The organism is Chromobacterium sp. IIBBL 290-4, assembly GCF_024207115.1.
GTDB lineage: Bacteria > Pseudomonadota > Gammaproteobacteria > Burkholderiales > Chromobacteriaceae > Chromobacterium.
Window position 1 is genome coordinate 4,626,493 of record NZ_CP100128.1, and the last position, 14,711, is coordinate 4,641,203.

Below are 14,711 nucleotides of genomic sequence, written 5' to 3' on the forward strand. Positions count from 1 at the left end.
AACGCCGCCCAGCCCTGGGAACGTCCGTTGCGGATTTTTGTCTGATTATTTTTTGCTCTTATTTTAAAGAAAGTTTTAATTCTTAATTAATTGTAAATTTTTATTAATTTTTGCTAATTTAGGAGTCTCTTTTGCAACAGCTGGACATCCTCATCATCTGCGGCACCCGCCCCGCCATCATCAAGCTCGCCCCGCTCTACCACGCGCTGCAAAAGACCGACTGGGCCGCCCCTTGCTGGCTGCACAGCGGCCAGCACGGCGAACTGGCAAACCAGATGCTGTCCAGCTTTGCCATTCACCCCGATATCCAGCTGCAAAGACAGGGCGAAAGCCTGTTCGAATTCAGCCAAGGCTTCCGCGCCCAACTGGAAGCCATCATGCAACGCCGCTGGTCGCTGATCATCGTCCAGGGCGACACCGAAGACGCCTTCATCGGCGCGCTGGCCGGTTTCTATCACCACATCCCGGTCGCCCACGTCGAGGCCGGCTTGCGCACCCACAGGCTGGATCGTCCCTTCCCCGAAGAAGGCATCCGCCAGATGATCAGCCGCATCGCCCGTTTCCATTTCGCCCCCACCGAGAAAGCCAAGCACGATCTGATGGCTGAATTGGGCGACAGCGGCGATATCGTCGCCACCGGCAACACCGTAGTGGACGCGCAGCGCTGGATAGCCGAACGCCACGCCATCCGCCGGCGCGCAGACGGCAAAGGCCACCTGCTGCTCACCCTGCACCGCCGCGAAAACTGGGGCCACGAGCTCGAAACCCTGTGCGGCGCCATCGCCGACATCGCCGCGAACCACCCCGATTTGCCCATCCTGTTTCCGGTCCATCCCAATCCGGCTGTCAAAACGCCGGTTCATCGCCTGCTGGGCCATTTGCCCAACATCAAGCTGACCGAGCCGCTGAACTATCTGGCCATGCAGCAAGCGCTGGCAGACGCCTGGCTGGTGATGACCGATTCCGGCGGCTTGCAGGAGGAGGCGCCGACTTTCGGCGCGCCCCTGCTGGTGCTGAGAGAGGAAACCGAGCGCCCCGAGGCGGTGCAAGCCGGCTGCGCCCGCATCGCCGGGACCCAGCGGGAAAGAATCCTGTTTGAATTCCAGCGCCTGCGGGACAACCCCGAGCTGCACCGCGCCATGCAAGCCGCCAGCAACCCCTTTGGCGACGGCCGCGCCTGCGAACGCATCGTCACTCATCTGGAACAGGTTTTGCTTGCCTGTCCGGAGGTGGCATGACGGAATTGCCCTGGCTGGATATTTTCTCGACCTATTTATTTGGACTGAAGCTGATCGCCATCGGCCTGGCGATCATCATGCTGCTCAGCGGCCTGGACGACCTGGTGATCGATCTCGCCTACTGGAGCCGCCGTCTATGGCGCGCGCTCACCATCTATCGCCGCCACGACAGGCTGGACTACCAGGCGCTGTATCAGCCGGAGGAAAAGCCGCTGGCCATCATGGTGCCGGCCTGGCATGAAACCGGCGTCATCGGCAATATGGCCGAGCTGGCCGCGCGCACGCTGGATTACGAGAACTACCATATTTTCGTCGGCACCTACCCCAACGACCCGGACACCCAGCGCGACGTGGACGAAGTCTGCGCCCGCTTCCCCAATGTCCACAAAGTGGTGTGCGCCCGCCCCGGCCCCACCAGCAAAGCCGATTGCCTGAACAATGTGCTGGACGCCATTTTCCAGTTCGAGCGCCGCGCCGGCGTGGCTTTCGCCGGCTTCATCCTGCACGACGCCGAGGATGTGGTCTGCGATATGGAGCTGCGGCTGTTCAATTATCTGGTTGGCCGCAAGGACCTGATCCAGGTGCCGGTCTACCCGCTGGAGCGGCGCTGGACCAACTTCACCAGCCTGCACTATCTGGATGAATTCGCGGAACTGCACGGCAAGGACGTGCCGGTGCGCGAGGCGCTGGCCGGCCAGGTGCCCAGCGCCGGCGTCGGCACCTGCTTCAGCCGCCGCGCCATCTTGGCGTTGCTGCAAGAAGGCGATGGCCGCGCCTTCGACATCCAGAGCCTGACCGAGGACTACGACATCGGCTTCCGGCTCAAGGCCCGCGGCATGAGCGAGATTTTCGTCCGCTTCCCGGTGATGAAAGACACCCAGGCCGGCCGCGCCGCCTTCGGCCGCAGCCGGCGCGAGGCCAGCGTGGTGTGCGTGCGCGAATACTTCCCCGACACCCTGCAGGCGGCCATCCGCCAGAAGTCGCGCTGGATCGTCGGCATCGTCTACCAGGGCTCGAAAACCCATCGCTGGACCCGCAATCACCGGCTCAATTACTTCCTGTGGCGCGACCGCAAGGGCGCCATCAGCAATTTCACCAGTTTTCTCGCCTCGCTGATCCTGCTGCAATTGCTGGCCCTGCTGGCCTATCAGACCTTCTGGCCCGACGCCTACCATTTCCTGTCCATTTTCGAAGGCGACTGGTGGCTGCATACCCTGCTGCTGATCAATCTGGGCCTGATGGCCAACCGCATGCTGCAGCGGGTGATTTTCGTCAGCGGCTATTACGGCCTGGCGCAAGGCCTGATGGCCATCCCCCGATTGTTTTGGGGCAATTTCATCAACTTCATGGCCAACTGGCGCGCGCTGCGGCAAATCATCGAGCAAGGCGACCCGCGCCGCGTGGCCTGGGACAAGACCAGCCACGATTTCCCCTCAGTGGGCGGCGACAACCGCTCCCGCCGGCCGCTGGGCGGCATTCTGCTGGAAATGGGCTTGATCAGTCCGGAGACGCTGAACGAAGCACTGCAACATCAGGGCCAAGGCCTACGGCTGGGCAGCTGGCTGGTGCACCACGACAAGTTGCGCGCCGACGATCTGGCGCGCGCGCTGGCCGCGCAAAGCGGAGTCGAGCGCGATCATCTAGACGCTTACCGCCTCCCGCCGCAGCTGATCGCGCAACTGCCCGCCGCGCTGGCGCTGCACTATGCCGTAATGCCGCTGCGCGAGGAGAACGGCCTGCTGTTGCTGGCCAGCGAAAGCGATATCGACCCGGTGTCGCTGGCCGCGCTGGGACGCAGGCTCAAACGGCCAGTCGCCTACTGCATCGTGCCCAAGGGGCAAGTGACGATTGGGCTGCGCCTGCACTACGCGCGCGTCTCAGGCGATGACCCGCGCGACGCGCTCAACCGCGCCATCGCCGAAGGCAAGCTGACGGTGCGGCAGAGCGTCAAACTATGGCGGCATTACGAATCCCGCCAGTTGCTGTTCGTTGAGATCTTGATGGCCCTCGGACATCTGGACGCCGCCGCCCTCAAATCCATCCTGCTGCGCCACCTGCACGGCCAGCAAAGCCTCGGCGGCTTTCTGGTGGCCAGCGGCATCGTCAGCCAAAGCACGCTGGACCAGGCGCTACGTTTGCAGCGCGAACTGCAGGCCGATATGGGCGAATTGATCGCAGGCCAGGCGCAAACCGTGGAGGCCGAATGAAAACCAAATGGATATTGGCCCTGGCGCTGGCTTGCCACAGTTTGCTGGCCAGCGCCGACCGCGCCGCCGATTTGCAAAGCGAAGTCGGCGCCTACCGGCGCTTTCTGATCTACCCGCACCTGAACAAGGCTTTCGAACTGCAAGGCCAGGGTCAATGGCAAGCCGCGACAAGAGAATTCGAACGCGCCCGCAAACTCGGCCCCAACAGCCCCAGCACCGCGCTGTACCTGGCGGATGCCTATCGCCGGCAAGGCCGCGAACAAGACGCCCGCCGGCTCTTGGAAAAGCAGCGCCAAGCCACGCCCGGCGACGAGCGCATCGCCGAAGCGCTGCATCGATTGCAGACCGCCGACACGCAGCCCCCCTCCAAGCCCGCCCAATCGGCCACTCCCGCCAATAACAATGCCAGCCCTCCGCCTGCAAGCGCAGAAACCGCCGCTCCCTGCAAAGACCCGCTTTGCCTGGCCGAGCAAGGCATGCGCGCCTTGCAAGCCGGCCGGCTCTCCCAAGTCGAATCGCTGCTGGCGCAAACCGGCTTCGCCGCCAGCAAGCCCGGCCGCGCGCTGCGCCGCCAACTAGCGCAAAGCGCCATCGCGCAAAACCAGCCGCGGCTCGCCATCGCCCAACTGGACTGGCTGGCGCGGAACGACAGTCTCGGCGCGGCGGAAGCGGAACAGTGGCACCGGCTGCTGCGGCAACAAGGCCGCCAGGACGAGGCCGATGCAGCGCTCCGGCGCCTCCCCGGCCAATTTTTGCCAACAGAACGCTTCGATTTGGCCCTACGCGAAAACCAGCCCGTCCAGGCCGAATCGCTGGCCGGCAAACTGCTGGCGATCCATGGCGACACATTGCTGGACTCGCTGAGCTTCCGCCTGGAGCAAGCCGGCTACGGCGCGCCTGCCGCCCGCCTGCTGCTGGCAAGCTACCCATTCGCCCGGCAAGAGGAGGCGCTTCAACTGCGATTGCTGCACCGCCTGGCCGCCGTCATTCCGCCCACCGTCAACCCGGCTCAGCGAGACAAACTGGCCCAGCCGCTGCCTACGCCGGCCTTGCGCGAAGCGCAGGCCTTATTGCTGAAACAGTTGGATGATTGCCGCTCCATTCGCGCCGTGCTGGGCGACGGCTCCCCGCATTACGGCGCGCAAAGCTGGCTGCTGCTCGGCGACTGCTACCGCCAAGACGCGCCGGGGCTCGCCCAGCATGCCTATGCGCGGGCCAGCCAACTAGACGGCGGCGCACAAGCTGACAAGGCGCTGGCCTACCAAGCCTATGCCAACCGCGACTATGCAAGCTCGCTGGCCGGCTGGAAGCGGGTGTTGCTGAACGATATGAATGCCCAGGACAGGCTGGCGGCCGCGGCCAGCGCCGTGCAGTCCCACGATTGGCCTCAGGCTGAAATCTGGCTGGACGCCAGTCGCGACAGCGATCAAGCGGCCTATCACTGGCTGCGCGGCCTGTTGGCGGCCGACGGCCATGGCGACCAGCCGCTGGCCATCCGCGAAATCTCGCGCGCCGCCGCCATCGATCCGCAGCCCGCCTATTACGCGCGGCTGGCCTCGCTGCAAAACCAAAGCGGCCAAGCCACTGAAGCCTTGCAAACCTTGCGCCAGGCCACGCAGATCGCGCCGGACGACGCCGAACTGCTCAGCCAGCTGGGCTATGCCGAATGGCAGACGGGCCATGCCGCCGCCTCGGCAAGCGCCCTGGAGCGAGCCGCGACGCTGCGCCCCGGCGACCCGGCCTTGACTCGCCAACTGGTTTTCGTCCACGCCCGGCTGCAAAACAACAGCCAGGCGCTGAGCTATGCCGAGCAAGCGCTAGACGCCTGGCCCGCCCCGGCTGGCGATGAAGAAACGGAACAGCGCTTCGCCCTGAGCCGGCTGCACGAGGAACTGAGCCGCCGCTGGACCTTCAGCCTGGACGCCTGGAGCGGCAGCAATCCCTCGCCCTCCTCCGGCGCCAACGCCAGCCAGGCCTACCGCGGCTATTCGCAGATGATGCTGGATTACCGCCTGGGCGACCCGGCCTCGCGCGATGGCCGCACCCTGTCGGCCTATGCTCGCCTGTTCGCCGGCTCCAGCGAACAGGCCTTGCCGCTGGATGCGCCCATGCTGGGCGCAGGCCTCAACTGGAAGCCCTGGCGCGATCAGGTGATCTATCTGGCGGCGGAGCAGCAAACGCCATTAAGCGGCGCCGCCGGCCAACGCTCTGACCAGATGCTGCGCGTCAGCGCCTCTTTCTTCAACGCCGGCCGCTACAGCGACGACTGGCATCCTCTCGGCCAAGGCTGGCTGGCGCAGAATCTCTATCTCGATCTGGCGCGCTACCTGCAGGCGCAACGCACTGCCTTCAGCGCCGACTACCGCCTCAGCTACCACGCCAAGATCGCCGAAGGGCAAACGCTGGAACCCTACAGCCACCTGCAGGCCAGCGGCAGTCGCGAACCCGGCGCGGCCGACTACAACGATCTGCGCCTGGGCGCGGGGCTGCGCTGGAACCTATGGCAGGGACAAGACCGCTACAACGCCTATCCCAGCAAGGTCAGCGTCGGCATGGAGTTCCAACGCCCGCTGCATAGCAGCTACTCGCCCGGCAATGCGGTGATTTTCTCGATAGGAGGCCGCTGGTGAAAACCTGGATCGCGATTCTGCTGCTGGCGCTGGCCCTGCCCGCCCAGGCCATGCGCGCCGTCTTCTACCAGCCGCAATTGCGCGACCAAGCCGTGGCCGCGTCCGAATGGCCCGGCATCTTCAATGCCTTGCGGCAGCAAGGTTTCGACGCCGTGGTCTGGCAATGGACTCGCCATGGCGCGGCGTTTGCCGATGGCGAAGAGCGGAGCTGGCTGCTGGCGCGGATGAGCGAAGCGCGTGCCGCCGGACTGGCGCAGATCGTCGGTCTGGCGGCGGACCCGGATTTTTTCCAAAAACAGCAGGCCGGCAAGGAAACGCTGGCGCCTTATCTGCAAGCGCTGAGACGGCAAGACGCCAGCCAAGCCGCAGGCCTGCTGCATCAACTGGGCGTGGAGGCGATACAAGGCTGGTATTTGCCCGCCGAAGCGGATGACCGCAATTGGCGCGAGACGGACAGGCAGGCGCTGCTGACTGACTACTTGCGCCAAACGCGCGAGGATTTGTCCGCCTTGCTGCCGCGGCCGGTCTACATCAGCGCCTTTTTCAATGGCAATGCCGCGCCGGACGCTTTTGGCCGCTTGCTGGACGGCATCGCCGCCAGCGGCGTCAAGGTTTGGCTGCAGGACGGCGCCGGGGCCAGCCGCCTGAGCGCGCCGGAGCGCGCGCTGTATCTGGATGCCCTCGCTGCTTGCGGCCAGCCGCGCGTCGCCGGCATCGTGCATGAGCTGTTCCTGGACCAGGGACACGGCGAAGCGTTTTCCCCTTCCCGGCCGCCAGCCGCGCAAGCCGCCGCCAGCCTGGCGGCAGCGCCTTGCCCAAACCTCAATCAGCTATGGTTTTCCCTGCGCTACCTGCCCGGCGTGGGCGAAAAACTGCCGCTTTGAATGTCCGGCACGCAATTCGCAAAAAATGCTTGCGCAGATACTGATGTTCTCATATACTTCGCCTCCTCGCTGATCGGCAACCGGTCAGCAACGGCGGTGGATGTAGCTCAGTTGGTAGAGTCCCGGATTGTGATTCCGGTTGTCGTGGGTTCGAGTCCCATCATCCACCCCAAGCATTTCAGCAAAAAGCCCGACTTGATCGGGCTTTTTGCTTTTATGAATTGACCCGTCTCGATTCTTCAAATACGAAGATCCCAAGCCCGCCTCACAAGATCCGGCCTATATCCCGGGCATCGCTTCACGAACTGCTCCGCGCTTATATTTCATTACCCGGAACGCCGGCTAACGCGCATTGCCGCACAGCCCCCCCCTCCTCAGCAGCCCGCCTTTCCAAACCTGAATCCACTGCGGCTATAGCGCCGCTTTCTCACATCCATCACAGCCGCGCCACTGCAATCAACCGCCTATCCACCAGCCTTTGAAGAAAGAGAACTGTGCAAAGTGCGAGTGCAGTGCCGACAGGGATCATCTCGAAAATTTTCAAATCAAGCTCGCAACACTACTTGATCTCCCAACCCGGTGGCGAGTTCGGATAGCTTATCCAATATGTCAAGCACTCCTTATCAAGCGTATCACTCCATTGATAAATGCCCGCCTCGTTGTAATAAATGACAGGTTTGTGATCAATATAACCAATCACATTCAATTTTGTACGATAGTAGGGAGAAGAAAGCATATCGCTAATCGAAACTTCATCAACCAGAACCAAATCAGAAATATTTTCATGCGGCTGCGAGCACAATTCAAATTCCGTAAACTCTTCATCAGACAGGGAGGACACGTGGTCGCCAACGATTTTGGCAAAGATATTCTTAAATGACAGCAATCGCTCGCAAGCCGGGCTTCTACTTGTATATTTTCCTGATCTCATGATGAATATTTTCAAATAAGTGAATAGGAAGGTGTGAGTATTTAGTGTAGAAAACAAAAAACAAGCAAACTACGTTCCTGCCCCATAAAAGCACCGCGCTTCAAAATTAATCGACGCGACCTCCTAGTTTCAAATTTTGATTGTCTCACTGAAAAACAAGCGGTAGGCATAAAATGCTCTACCTCACTATCGAATCCACCATCCAAAAAATTGAATACCAGAGCGTATTAAAAATTAAAAAAACATGAATTTCATGCGCAAACAGAAACCAAGCCACATTCTGACCGATTAACCACCGCCACGAGCTCCCCACCCAAAAAGCAGGATTTATTTTAATCAATTCATTACTAATGAATATATTACGAATCAAGCCAATGACTGACTCCCCACGAAATCCTAACAATTTTGTTGCCAATGTCAATAATTTGTTTCTCAAGCTGTAAGATTTTCACATCACCATCATTTTATTTCTCTTGCAACTCAGGCAGGAAAGTCAGAAACCTGTGTGCCCTCCGATAAAAATATGGCATTATCAATATCTGAATTTTACAAATTAGCCCTTAAGACATTATGGATTTCAATGAAAAAGCCTCTGTTTACGAGCGAATCTCAACCTCTCAACGGCGAGCAGCGGAACACTTGGCATCCCTGCTCACCTTCATCAATGACGGCGATACCGTATTAGATGTCGGGTGTGGAACAGGCTACTTCACCGAACTGCTGCACAAGAAAACCACGCACGTGGAAGGCATTGATATTGCTGAGAAAATGATCAAAACAGCATTGGAGTTGCGTCCATTTATAAAATTCAGCATTGCAAACGGCGAAGAGTACGCATCAGAAAAGTCATTCTCTTTGATAACGACCAATTCAGTTACTTATTACTTTAAAGATCTACTTGGCACATTTAAAAGATTTTATAATCTTCTAAATCAGAATGGCGTATATGCATTGCAAGCGCAAACCATCGTCACGCCCGAATTCAGCATAGCCATCAATAACTTGCATCACAACGCAGTCACTGAGGATATCTTCTCCAGCTTCAAAATGCCAACCAATCAGCTGGAACAGTATGAATATGAAAGTCTTATACAAGCCGCCGGATTCGAGATATTTCATAGTGAAGAAATCTCATATAGAACAAAAGTCAGCATTGATGAGGCTTTAGATGTTTTCAAATCAGGCACAGCCACGCCGTTACTTGATCAGAAAGCATATGGCAAACAATTGACCGATCATTACATCAGGGAGTTCTGGAGCGTCATTCGTTCTGGAATTGAAAAGCAGGCCTCAAGCAGTAGCGAAGTGACCCTCACCATTCCACGCACTTACATCCTTGCAAGAAAACCATGAAAAAAATTCTCTCAATATTATTTCACACACTTTTTGAAATAAATTATGGGAGTCGATTCAAGGTGGATAGCGTGAGGTATGCGCCAGAAGAAAATAACTACATCATTAATTACATACAAACAGGAAAGCGGGTAGCCCTGGCGCAAACCGCACTTGAAATATATCGAAATGATTTTTTAATGAATGGATTTAGCAAAAAAGACTGCGCCGAAATTGGAAGATTTGCGGGCGAATCCATTGAAAAACAAAGGATGAGTAGATATGGAAAGCCAACAATCTCCTAAGTATTACGCATTTATAGGCATGCTATTGGTTACACTAAATACCACATCAAACATCATGGCCGGCCGCATAATACCAGCCGAAGTATTCGGCTTGAATATCATTCTTCCAGGCGGCATCATCGCCTTCCCCGCTACATTTTTTCTGCTGGACATTGTTACTGAGTTTTACGGGTACAAGAATGCCAAAAGACTGATTTGGTTCAACTTAATCTGCCAAGGTACTTTTGCGTTATTAATCACGCTGATCTTATCTTTTAAAACCAGCATCACTCCAGAGAAAGATGCTGCCTTCCAGTCCTCTCTAGGCACTTCCCTTCTGATTTTTGTCGCTTTCTTTAGCGCGTCACTGGTGGCTGACACATTTAATTGCAAGCTGATGGCCAAATGGAAAACATATACAAACGGTAAGCATCTCTGGGTTCGCGCATTTGGCAGCACCGCCTTAGGTGAACTATTGTTTAGCGTAGTATGGGTTTCGATTTACTTCTTCGGCACACTCCCATCTTCGCAAATGATGACCATCATCTTATCGCAATATGTCATAAAATTACTGTACGAAGCCTTCTGCCTACCGCTAACGTATCTTGCCGTTTATTTACTTAAAAAACACGAAACCTATCAACCAATCAGGTATGAAAACTTCAACCCGCAAGCGTAAATTAAAATGTTTAAAATAAAACGAAATGCGCTAGAAAACATCATGCAATCCAATGGTGTCTCCATCATCTCCTTAAGCGAGAAAATTGGGCTGGCAAAATCCACCCTTTCAAAGATTATTAATGGACACACCTCAAAACCTGATTACAAAACAATAGACTCCATCTGTCTGCACCTTGGCATTGACAGAAGTGACATCATTACATACGAAGATTTAGAATATACCGATCAGGCCTTTGATGTTGAGAAATTAAGAGAAAATCTACTAGACCTGATGAGATCACACCAGATCCTTAGCTCGCACGAGCTGAGCGTCAAATCTGGCGTGGCTCAAAATGGCATTGAAAGAATCCTAAACGGCGTAAACAAGAGCAAACCCTACTCAAAAACTTTATACGGAATTGCAAATTACTTCGGATTAACTGTTTCACAACTCAAGGGGCTTGATGAGATTCCACCCACAAGAAAAAAAGATGAAGCCGATAGGTTTTTATTTATCAATTCTTCTGAATTAAACATCTTAAGCAAACCGCGCTTTCCGGCGCATCCACGCAATCACACGCCCCCAATGCACGCCAAATTCATGGCCATTCACATTGATGGCGATGCCTACTTTCCGCACTTCAAAAAAGGAGCGACGGCAATCGTAGATTGCTCCGAAAAAGCGCAAGAAAATGACTATTTAGTCGCGATAGCCTGTGGCACAGAGGCTGATTTTTTCATACTTAAAAATGGAAATCTATTCTCCATTTCAAACTCAAATACATTCAAACTAGATAGTGTTGAAATTATTGGGAAAGTTGTCGAGTTAAAACTTTCATCACTGTAAATGACGCGGCAACGGCAAGCGAAATCCGATGAGCTTGGCATTTGCCAAACAAGCAGTCATGACCCGCTCCCGACACCAAGCCTTGCCCCTCCACCCGCCCATCTCCCCATCAAGCGCCGACAGACCCGAACAAGCCAAACCACATCACAAGCTTTCGGCTGCTGATATTAAAATGGCCCCTAAAAAAGGCTGCGGCGCGCGATTCACAAAAATGCTTGCGCGCCTGCCGATGTTCTCATATACTTCGCCCCTCGCTGATCGACACCGGTCAGCAACGGCGGTGGATGTAGCTCAGTTGGTAGAGTCCCGGATTGTGATTCCGGTTGTCGTGGGTTCGAGTCCCATCATCCACCCCAGACAATTTGCAGGATAGCGGCCTAGCCGAGATCCAAACCGTTTCGGCGGTGGATGTAGCTCAGTTGGTAGAGTCCCGGATTGTGATTCCGGTTGTCGTGGGTTCGAGTCCCATCATCCACCCCATTCCATTCGACAAAGCCCGGCCTTGCGCCGGGCTTTGCGCATTCCGCACACTATTTCTTATAAAATCGCGACAAGAATGTACAATTTTGCTGCTTGCCTGCCGCGCCCAGCTCCGTAATAATCGAATACATTTGCATGTATCCGATTGACTGACAGACAAGAACCCACCATGACCACCCTGCAGCCGATCAAGCGCCAGACGCTTACCAGTGCCGTAACCGAATCCCTGCGCCGCCGCATCCTGTCCGGCGAGTTTGCCGATGGGCAGCAGCTGCGCCAGGAAGCCTTGTCCAATGAATACGGCGTCAGCCGGGTGCCGGTGCGCGAGGCGCTGCGCCAGCTTGAAGCGGAAGGACTGATCCAGATCATCGACCACAAGGGCGCCCTGGTGTCCAAGCTGTCGCTGGAAGACATTCTGGAGTTGCTGGAAGTGCGCGCCATGCTGGAAGGCTCGCTGCTGAAAGCCGCCATCCCCTGTCAGACTGCGGCCGACCACGACGCGGCCGAGCAAACCCTGCGCGAGTTTGAAACCGCGCTCAACAACAATGATGTCCGCCACTGGGGCGAAATCAACTCCCGCTTCCACTTGGCGCTGTATCGCGCCGCTCGCCGCCCCAACACGCTGGCGCTGATCGAACAGCTGCACAACAAAACCGACCGCTATACCCGGATGCAGATCCTGTTCACCCGCACCATGGAGCGCGCCCATGAGGAGCACACCCGGCTGCTGGAGCTGTGCCGCCAGGGCAAGGCCGAAGAGGCCGCCGAATTCCTGCGCTTCCACATCCTGTCCGCAGGCCACGCGCTGGAAAGCTATCTGAAAGGCCAACAGGCCAATCACTGAGGCATGGCGGCCCGCTGCCGCCAACGCGCCGCCGCGCGGCGCAGCGCATCGGCGAAATAGCGGCAGGCCGGCCCCGCCGCCTCGTCCGCCAGCACCAGATGCAGCGAGGCCTTGCGCAGCGCGCCGTTTTTCAGCGGCAACGGTTTGAGCCGGCCATCGCGCAAAGCGCTACCTATGCGATGCCGCGCCAGCCAGCCGAAAGCCAGCCCCGCCTCCACCATGGCGATGCCGGTTTCCGGCTGCGACACCGTCCAGCGTTGGTGCGCGCCCAGCCAGCCCTCGTCGCGCGGCTGGCGGCTGCCGGAATCGCGCAACACCACCTGCACTTCGGCGCGCAGATGCGATTCGTCCAAAACCCCTCCCAGGCGATGCAAAGAGTGGGAAGGCGCCGCGCAGGCGACAAACTCGGCATCCAGCAGCCAATCGCCCAAAAAGCCTTGCGGCAGCCTCCCCGCCACCGCCAGGTCCGCCTCGCCGGCATGCAGCATATCGTCGGCGCCGGACATCACCACCTCGTGCAATTGCAGCCGCGTTTCGCGGCAATGCCCGGCGAAATCGGCGCAAGCCTCCAGCATGACCTCCGCCGGCAGCAGGCTGTCCAAAGCGGCGCGCAGAACCGGCTCCCAGCCTTGCGACAGGCCCACCGCCCTCTCCTCCAGCCTTTGCGCCTGCCGCAGCAGGTCGCCGGCCTCGCGCAACAGCGCCTCGCCTTCGACAGTCAAGCGCATGCGCCGGCCTTCCGGCCGCAATAAAGCCACGCCCAATTGCTCTTGCAGCCTCGCCACCGCATAACTCACCGATGACTGGCTGCGGTGCAACTGTTCGGCGGCCTGGGCGAAGCCGCCGGTTTCGACAATGGCTTGCAACACCTGCCATTGCTCCAAAGTGGTTTTCGGCGCTCTCATATATCTAATAATTAGATCAATAAGCGCTATATTTTGCGCTTTTCCATCCGATTTTTCACTGTGAAAATACAGGCATCGCAACCGCAAGCAGGAGCAAGCCATGAGCGCCATCAGCCGCAAAGTGGAGCAAATCGTCACAGGCAAGGAAGTATCGGATGGCGCGGGCGTGCGCCTGCTGCGGGTGCTGACCCAGCCGCTGCAACGCCGGCTGGACCCTTTCCTGATGCTGGACGAATTCCGCTCCGACAACCCGGACGACTATATCGCCGGCTTCCCCAGCCACCCGCACCGCGGCTTCGAAACCGTGACCTATATGCTGGACGGCCGCATGCGCCACCGCGACAACGCCGGCAACGAAGGGCTGCTCGGGCCCGGCGGCATGCAATGGATGACAGCGGGCCGCGGCATCGTCCATTCCGAGCTGCCGGAGCAAGAGGACGGCCTGATGCATGGTTTCCAGCTATGGATCAATCTGCCGGCCAAGGACAAGATGACCACGCCGGCTTATCAGGACATCCAGGCGAACGCCATCCCGCAATGGAGGGACGAAGACGGCAACACCCTCAAGCTGCTGGCCGGCCGATTCGACGGCCGCGTCGGCCCGGTGGAGCGCGAGGCGACGCAGCCCCTTTATCTGGATACCGCGCTGCCGGCCGGCGGCCGTTTGTGGCTGCCGCTGCCTGCCGGCCACCATGCCTTTCTGTACCTGTATCATGGCGAGGCCAGCGTCGCCAGCTCAGCCATCCACTCCAGACAGCTGGCGGTGCTGGGCAATGCGGGAGAAGGCGTGGCCATCGCCGCCGGCGAAACTGGCGCCAAGCTGTTGGCTTTGGCGGCCAAACCGCTGAACGAACCGATCGCGCAATGGGGACCGTTTGTGATGAACACTCGCGAGGAAATCGAAGCCACGCTGGCAGACTATCGCGACGGCCGGCTCTGACGCCTTCGCCGACCATGAAAAACGCCGCGCTCCATTGGGGAAACGCGGCGTTTTTTCATATTGTGGCTTCGAGGCCGGCTACTCCGCCCGCGCAGGCCCCTCTCCGGCCTGCGGCTCGTCATCCATCAGACAGCTATCCAGCACATGACGCAAATCGTCGAGCCTGAACGGTTTCACCAGCATGCCGTCCATGCCCGCCTCCAAACAGCGCTGCTTGTCTTCGACAAAGGCGTTCGCCGTCATCGCCACGATGCGCGGCTGGCGCTTCAGATCGCTATGGCGGATCTGGTAAGTCGCCTCCAAGCCATTCATCACCGGCATCTGCACATCCATCAGGATCAGACGGTAATCGGCATGCAAAGCCATCTCCACAGCCTGCTGCCCATCCTCAGCCTGATCCGCCTTCAACTCCAGCCATTCCAGCATCTGTTCAAGCAAGGAGCGGTTGAGCGGGTTGTCCTCCACCAGCAGGATGGTAGCCGCCTGCTCCATTGTCATAAACACTCCCATGTGAAAACGGCGGCGAACC

At 58.0% G+C, this 14,711-nt stretch carries 13 protein-coding genes and 3 tRNA genes; 13 read left to right on the forward strand and 3 right to left on the reverse strand.

Going from position 1 to position 14,711, the window contains the following annotated elements; genetic code table 11:
• Positions 1-131 precede the first annotated feature (131 nt).
• The 5 genes from wecB (at position 132) to NKT35_RS21865 (ending at position 7,131) form a co-directional block, all read left to right on the forward strand.
• Complete coding sequence (wecB, locus tag NKT35_RS21845; protein ID WP_254297261.1) at positions 132-1,238, forward strand: non-hydrolyzing UDP-N-acetylglucosamine 2-epimerase; 1,107 nt, start codon at positions 132-134, stop codon at positions 1,236-1,238.
• Positions 1,235-3,445, forward strand: coding sequence for a cyclic di-3',5'-guanylate-activated glycosyltransferase NfrB (gene nfrB, locus NKT35_RS21850; RefSeq protein ID WP_254297263.1), 2,211 nt, complete (start codon positions 1,235-1,237; stop codon positions 3,443-3,445). Before wecB ends, nfrB begins: the two co-directional genes overlap by 4 nt.
• The gene (locus tag NKT35_RS21855) at positions 3,442-6,075 is read left to right on the forward strand and encodes an NfrA family protein (RefSeq protein WP_254297265.1); all 2,634 of its coding nucleotides are present in this window, start codon (positions 3,442-3,444) and stop codon (positions 6,073-6,075) included. Before nfrB ends, NKT35_RS21855 begins: the two co-directional genes overlap by 4 nt.
• Complete coding sequence (locus tag NKT35_RS21860; RefSeq protein ID WP_254297267.1) at positions 6,072-6,959, forward strand: DUF4434 domain-containing protein; 888 nt, start codon at positions 6,072-6,074, stop codon at positions 6,957-6,959. Before NKT35_RS21855 ends, NKT35_RS21860 begins: the two co-directional genes overlap by 4 nt.
• 96 nt (positions 6,960-7,055) lie before the next feature.
• Positions 7,056-7,131: transfer RNA gene (locus NKT35_RS21865), tRNA-His, on the forward strand.
• 387 nt (positions 7,132-7,518) lie between these two features.
• Here NKT35_RS21865 and NKT35_RS21870 read toward each other — a convergent pair.
• A complete protein-coding gene (locus tag NKT35_RS21870) occupies positions 7,519-7,800 on the reverse strand; it encodes a hypothetical protein (protein ID WP_254297269.1) in 282 nt (93 codons plus the stop codon).
• Between the two features lie 660 nt (positions 7,801-8,460).
• Between NKT35_RS21870 and NKT35_RS21875 the strand changes: the two genes are divergently transcribed.
• The 7 genes from NKT35_RS21875 to NKT35_RS21905 all read left to right on the forward strand — a co-directional run bounded on the left by NKT35_RS21875 (position 8,461) and on the right by NKT35_RS21905 (position 12,337).
• A complete protein-coding gene (locus NKT35_RS21875) occupies positions 8,461-9,243 on the forward strand; it encodes a methyltransferase domain-containing protein (protein WP_254297272.1) in 783 nt (260 codons plus the stop codon).
• On the forward strand, positions 9,240-9,527 hold the full coding sequence (locus tag NKT35_RS21880) for a hypothetical protein (protein WP_254297274.1): 288 nt from the start codon (positions 9,240-9,242) through the stop codon (positions 9,525-9,527). The genes NKT35_RS21875 and NKT35_RS21880 overlap by 4 nt, the downstream gene beginning before the upstream one ends.
• Positions 9,505-10,185 (forward strand): queuosine precursor transporter, encoded by a 681-nt coding sequence (locus NKT35_RS21885; protein WP_254297276.1) that lies wholly within the window; start codon positions 9,505-9,507, stop codon positions 10,183-10,185. The genes NKT35_RS21880 and NKT35_RS21885 overlap by 23 nt, the downstream gene beginning before the upstream one ends.
• Positions 10,186-10,227: 42 nt before the next feature.
• Complete coding sequence (locus tag NKT35_RS21890; RefSeq protein ID WP_254297278.1) at positions 10,228-11,013, forward strand: helix-turn-helix domain-containing protein; 786 nt, start codon at positions 10,228-10,230, stop codon at positions 11,011-11,013.
• A gap of 280 nt (positions 11,014-11,293) precedes the next feature.
• A tRNA-His gene (locus NKT35_RS21895) sits at positions 11,294-11,369 on the forward strand.
• Positions 11,370-11,417: 48 nt separating this feature from the next.
• Positions 11,418-11,493, forward strand: a tRNA-His gene (locus tag NKT35_RS21900).
• Between the two features lie 169 nt (positions 11,494-11,662).
• Entirely contained in the window at positions 11,663-12,337 is a 675-nt protein-coding gene (locus NKT35_RS21905; protein ID WP_254297280.1) for a GntR family transcriptional regulator, read from the forward strand.
• Here the strand turns inward: NKT35_RS21905 and NKT35_RS21910 are convergent.
• On the reverse strand, positions 12,331-13,242 hold the full coding sequence (locus tag NKT35_RS21910) for a LysR family transcriptional regulator (protein ID WP_254297282.1): 912 nt from the start codon (positions 13,240-13,242) through the stop codon (positions 12,331-12,333). The two genes, NKT35_RS21905 and NKT35_RS21910, sit on opposite strands and share 7 nt — an antisense overlap.
• A 100-nt stretch (positions 13,243-13,342) precedes the next feature.
• Between NKT35_RS21910 and NKT35_RS21915 the strand changes: the two genes are divergently transcribed.
• Entirely contained in the window at positions 13,343-14,182 is an 840-nt protein-coding gene (locus tag NKT35_RS21915; protein WP_254297284.1) for a pirin family protein, read from the forward strand.
• Between the two features lie 78 nt (positions 14,183-14,260).
• Here the strand turns inward: NKT35_RS21915 and NKT35_RS21920 are convergent, their stop codons facing one another.
• Positions 14,261-14,680, reverse strand: coding sequence for a response regulator (locus NKT35_RS21920; protein WP_254297286.1), 420 nt, complete (start codon positions 14,678-14,680; stop codon positions 14,261-14,263).
• Positions 14,681-14,711 lie beyond the last annotated feature (31 nt).

What these genes read in the sequence shown, in the direction of transcription:
- NKT35_RS21920 (WP_254297286.1), bottom strand. Translation starts at nt 14,680, where the DNA reads ATGACAATGGAGCAGGCGGCTACCATCCTGCTGGTGGAGGACAACCCG.
- NKT35_RS21890 (WP_254297278.1), top strand. Translation starts at nt 10,228, where the DNA reads ATGCAATCCAATGGTGTCTCCATCATCTCCTTAAGCGAGAAAATTGGG.
- NKT35_RS21885 (WP_254297276.1), top strand. Translation starts at nt 9,505, where the DNA reads ATGGAAAGCCAACAATCTCCTAAGTATTACGCATTTATAGGCATGCTA.
- NKT35_RS21880 (WP_254297274.1), top strand. Translation starts at nt 9,240, where the DNA reads ATGAAAAAAATTCTCTCAATATTATTTCACACACTTTTTGAAATAAAT.
- nfrB (WP_254297263.1), top strand. Translation starts at nt 1,235, where the DNA reads ATGACGGAATTGCCCTGGCTGGATATTTTCTCGACCTATTTATTTGGA.
- NKT35_RS21905 (WP_254297280.1), top strand. Translation starts at nt 11,663, where the DNA reads ATGACCACCCTGCAGCCGATCAAGCGCCAGACGCTTACCAGTGCCGTA.
- NKT35_RS21855 (WP_254297265.1), top strand. Translation starts at nt 3,442, where the DNA reads ATGAAAACCAAATGGATATTGGCCCTGGCGCTGGCTTGCCACAGTTTG.
- NKT35_RS21915 (WP_254297284.1), top strand. Translation starts at nt 13,343, where the DNA reads ATGAGCGCCATCAGCCGCAAAGTGGAGCAAATCGTCACAGGCAAGGAA.
- NKT35_RS21910 (WP_254297282.1), bottom strand. Translation starts at nt 13,242, where the DNA reads ATGAGAGCGCCGAAAACCACTTTGGAGCAATGGCAGGTGTTGCAAGCC.
- NKT35_RS21875 (WP_254297272.1), top strand. Translation starts at nt 8,461, where the DNA reads ATGGATTTCAATGAAAAAGCCTCTGTTTACGAGCGAATCTCAACCTCT.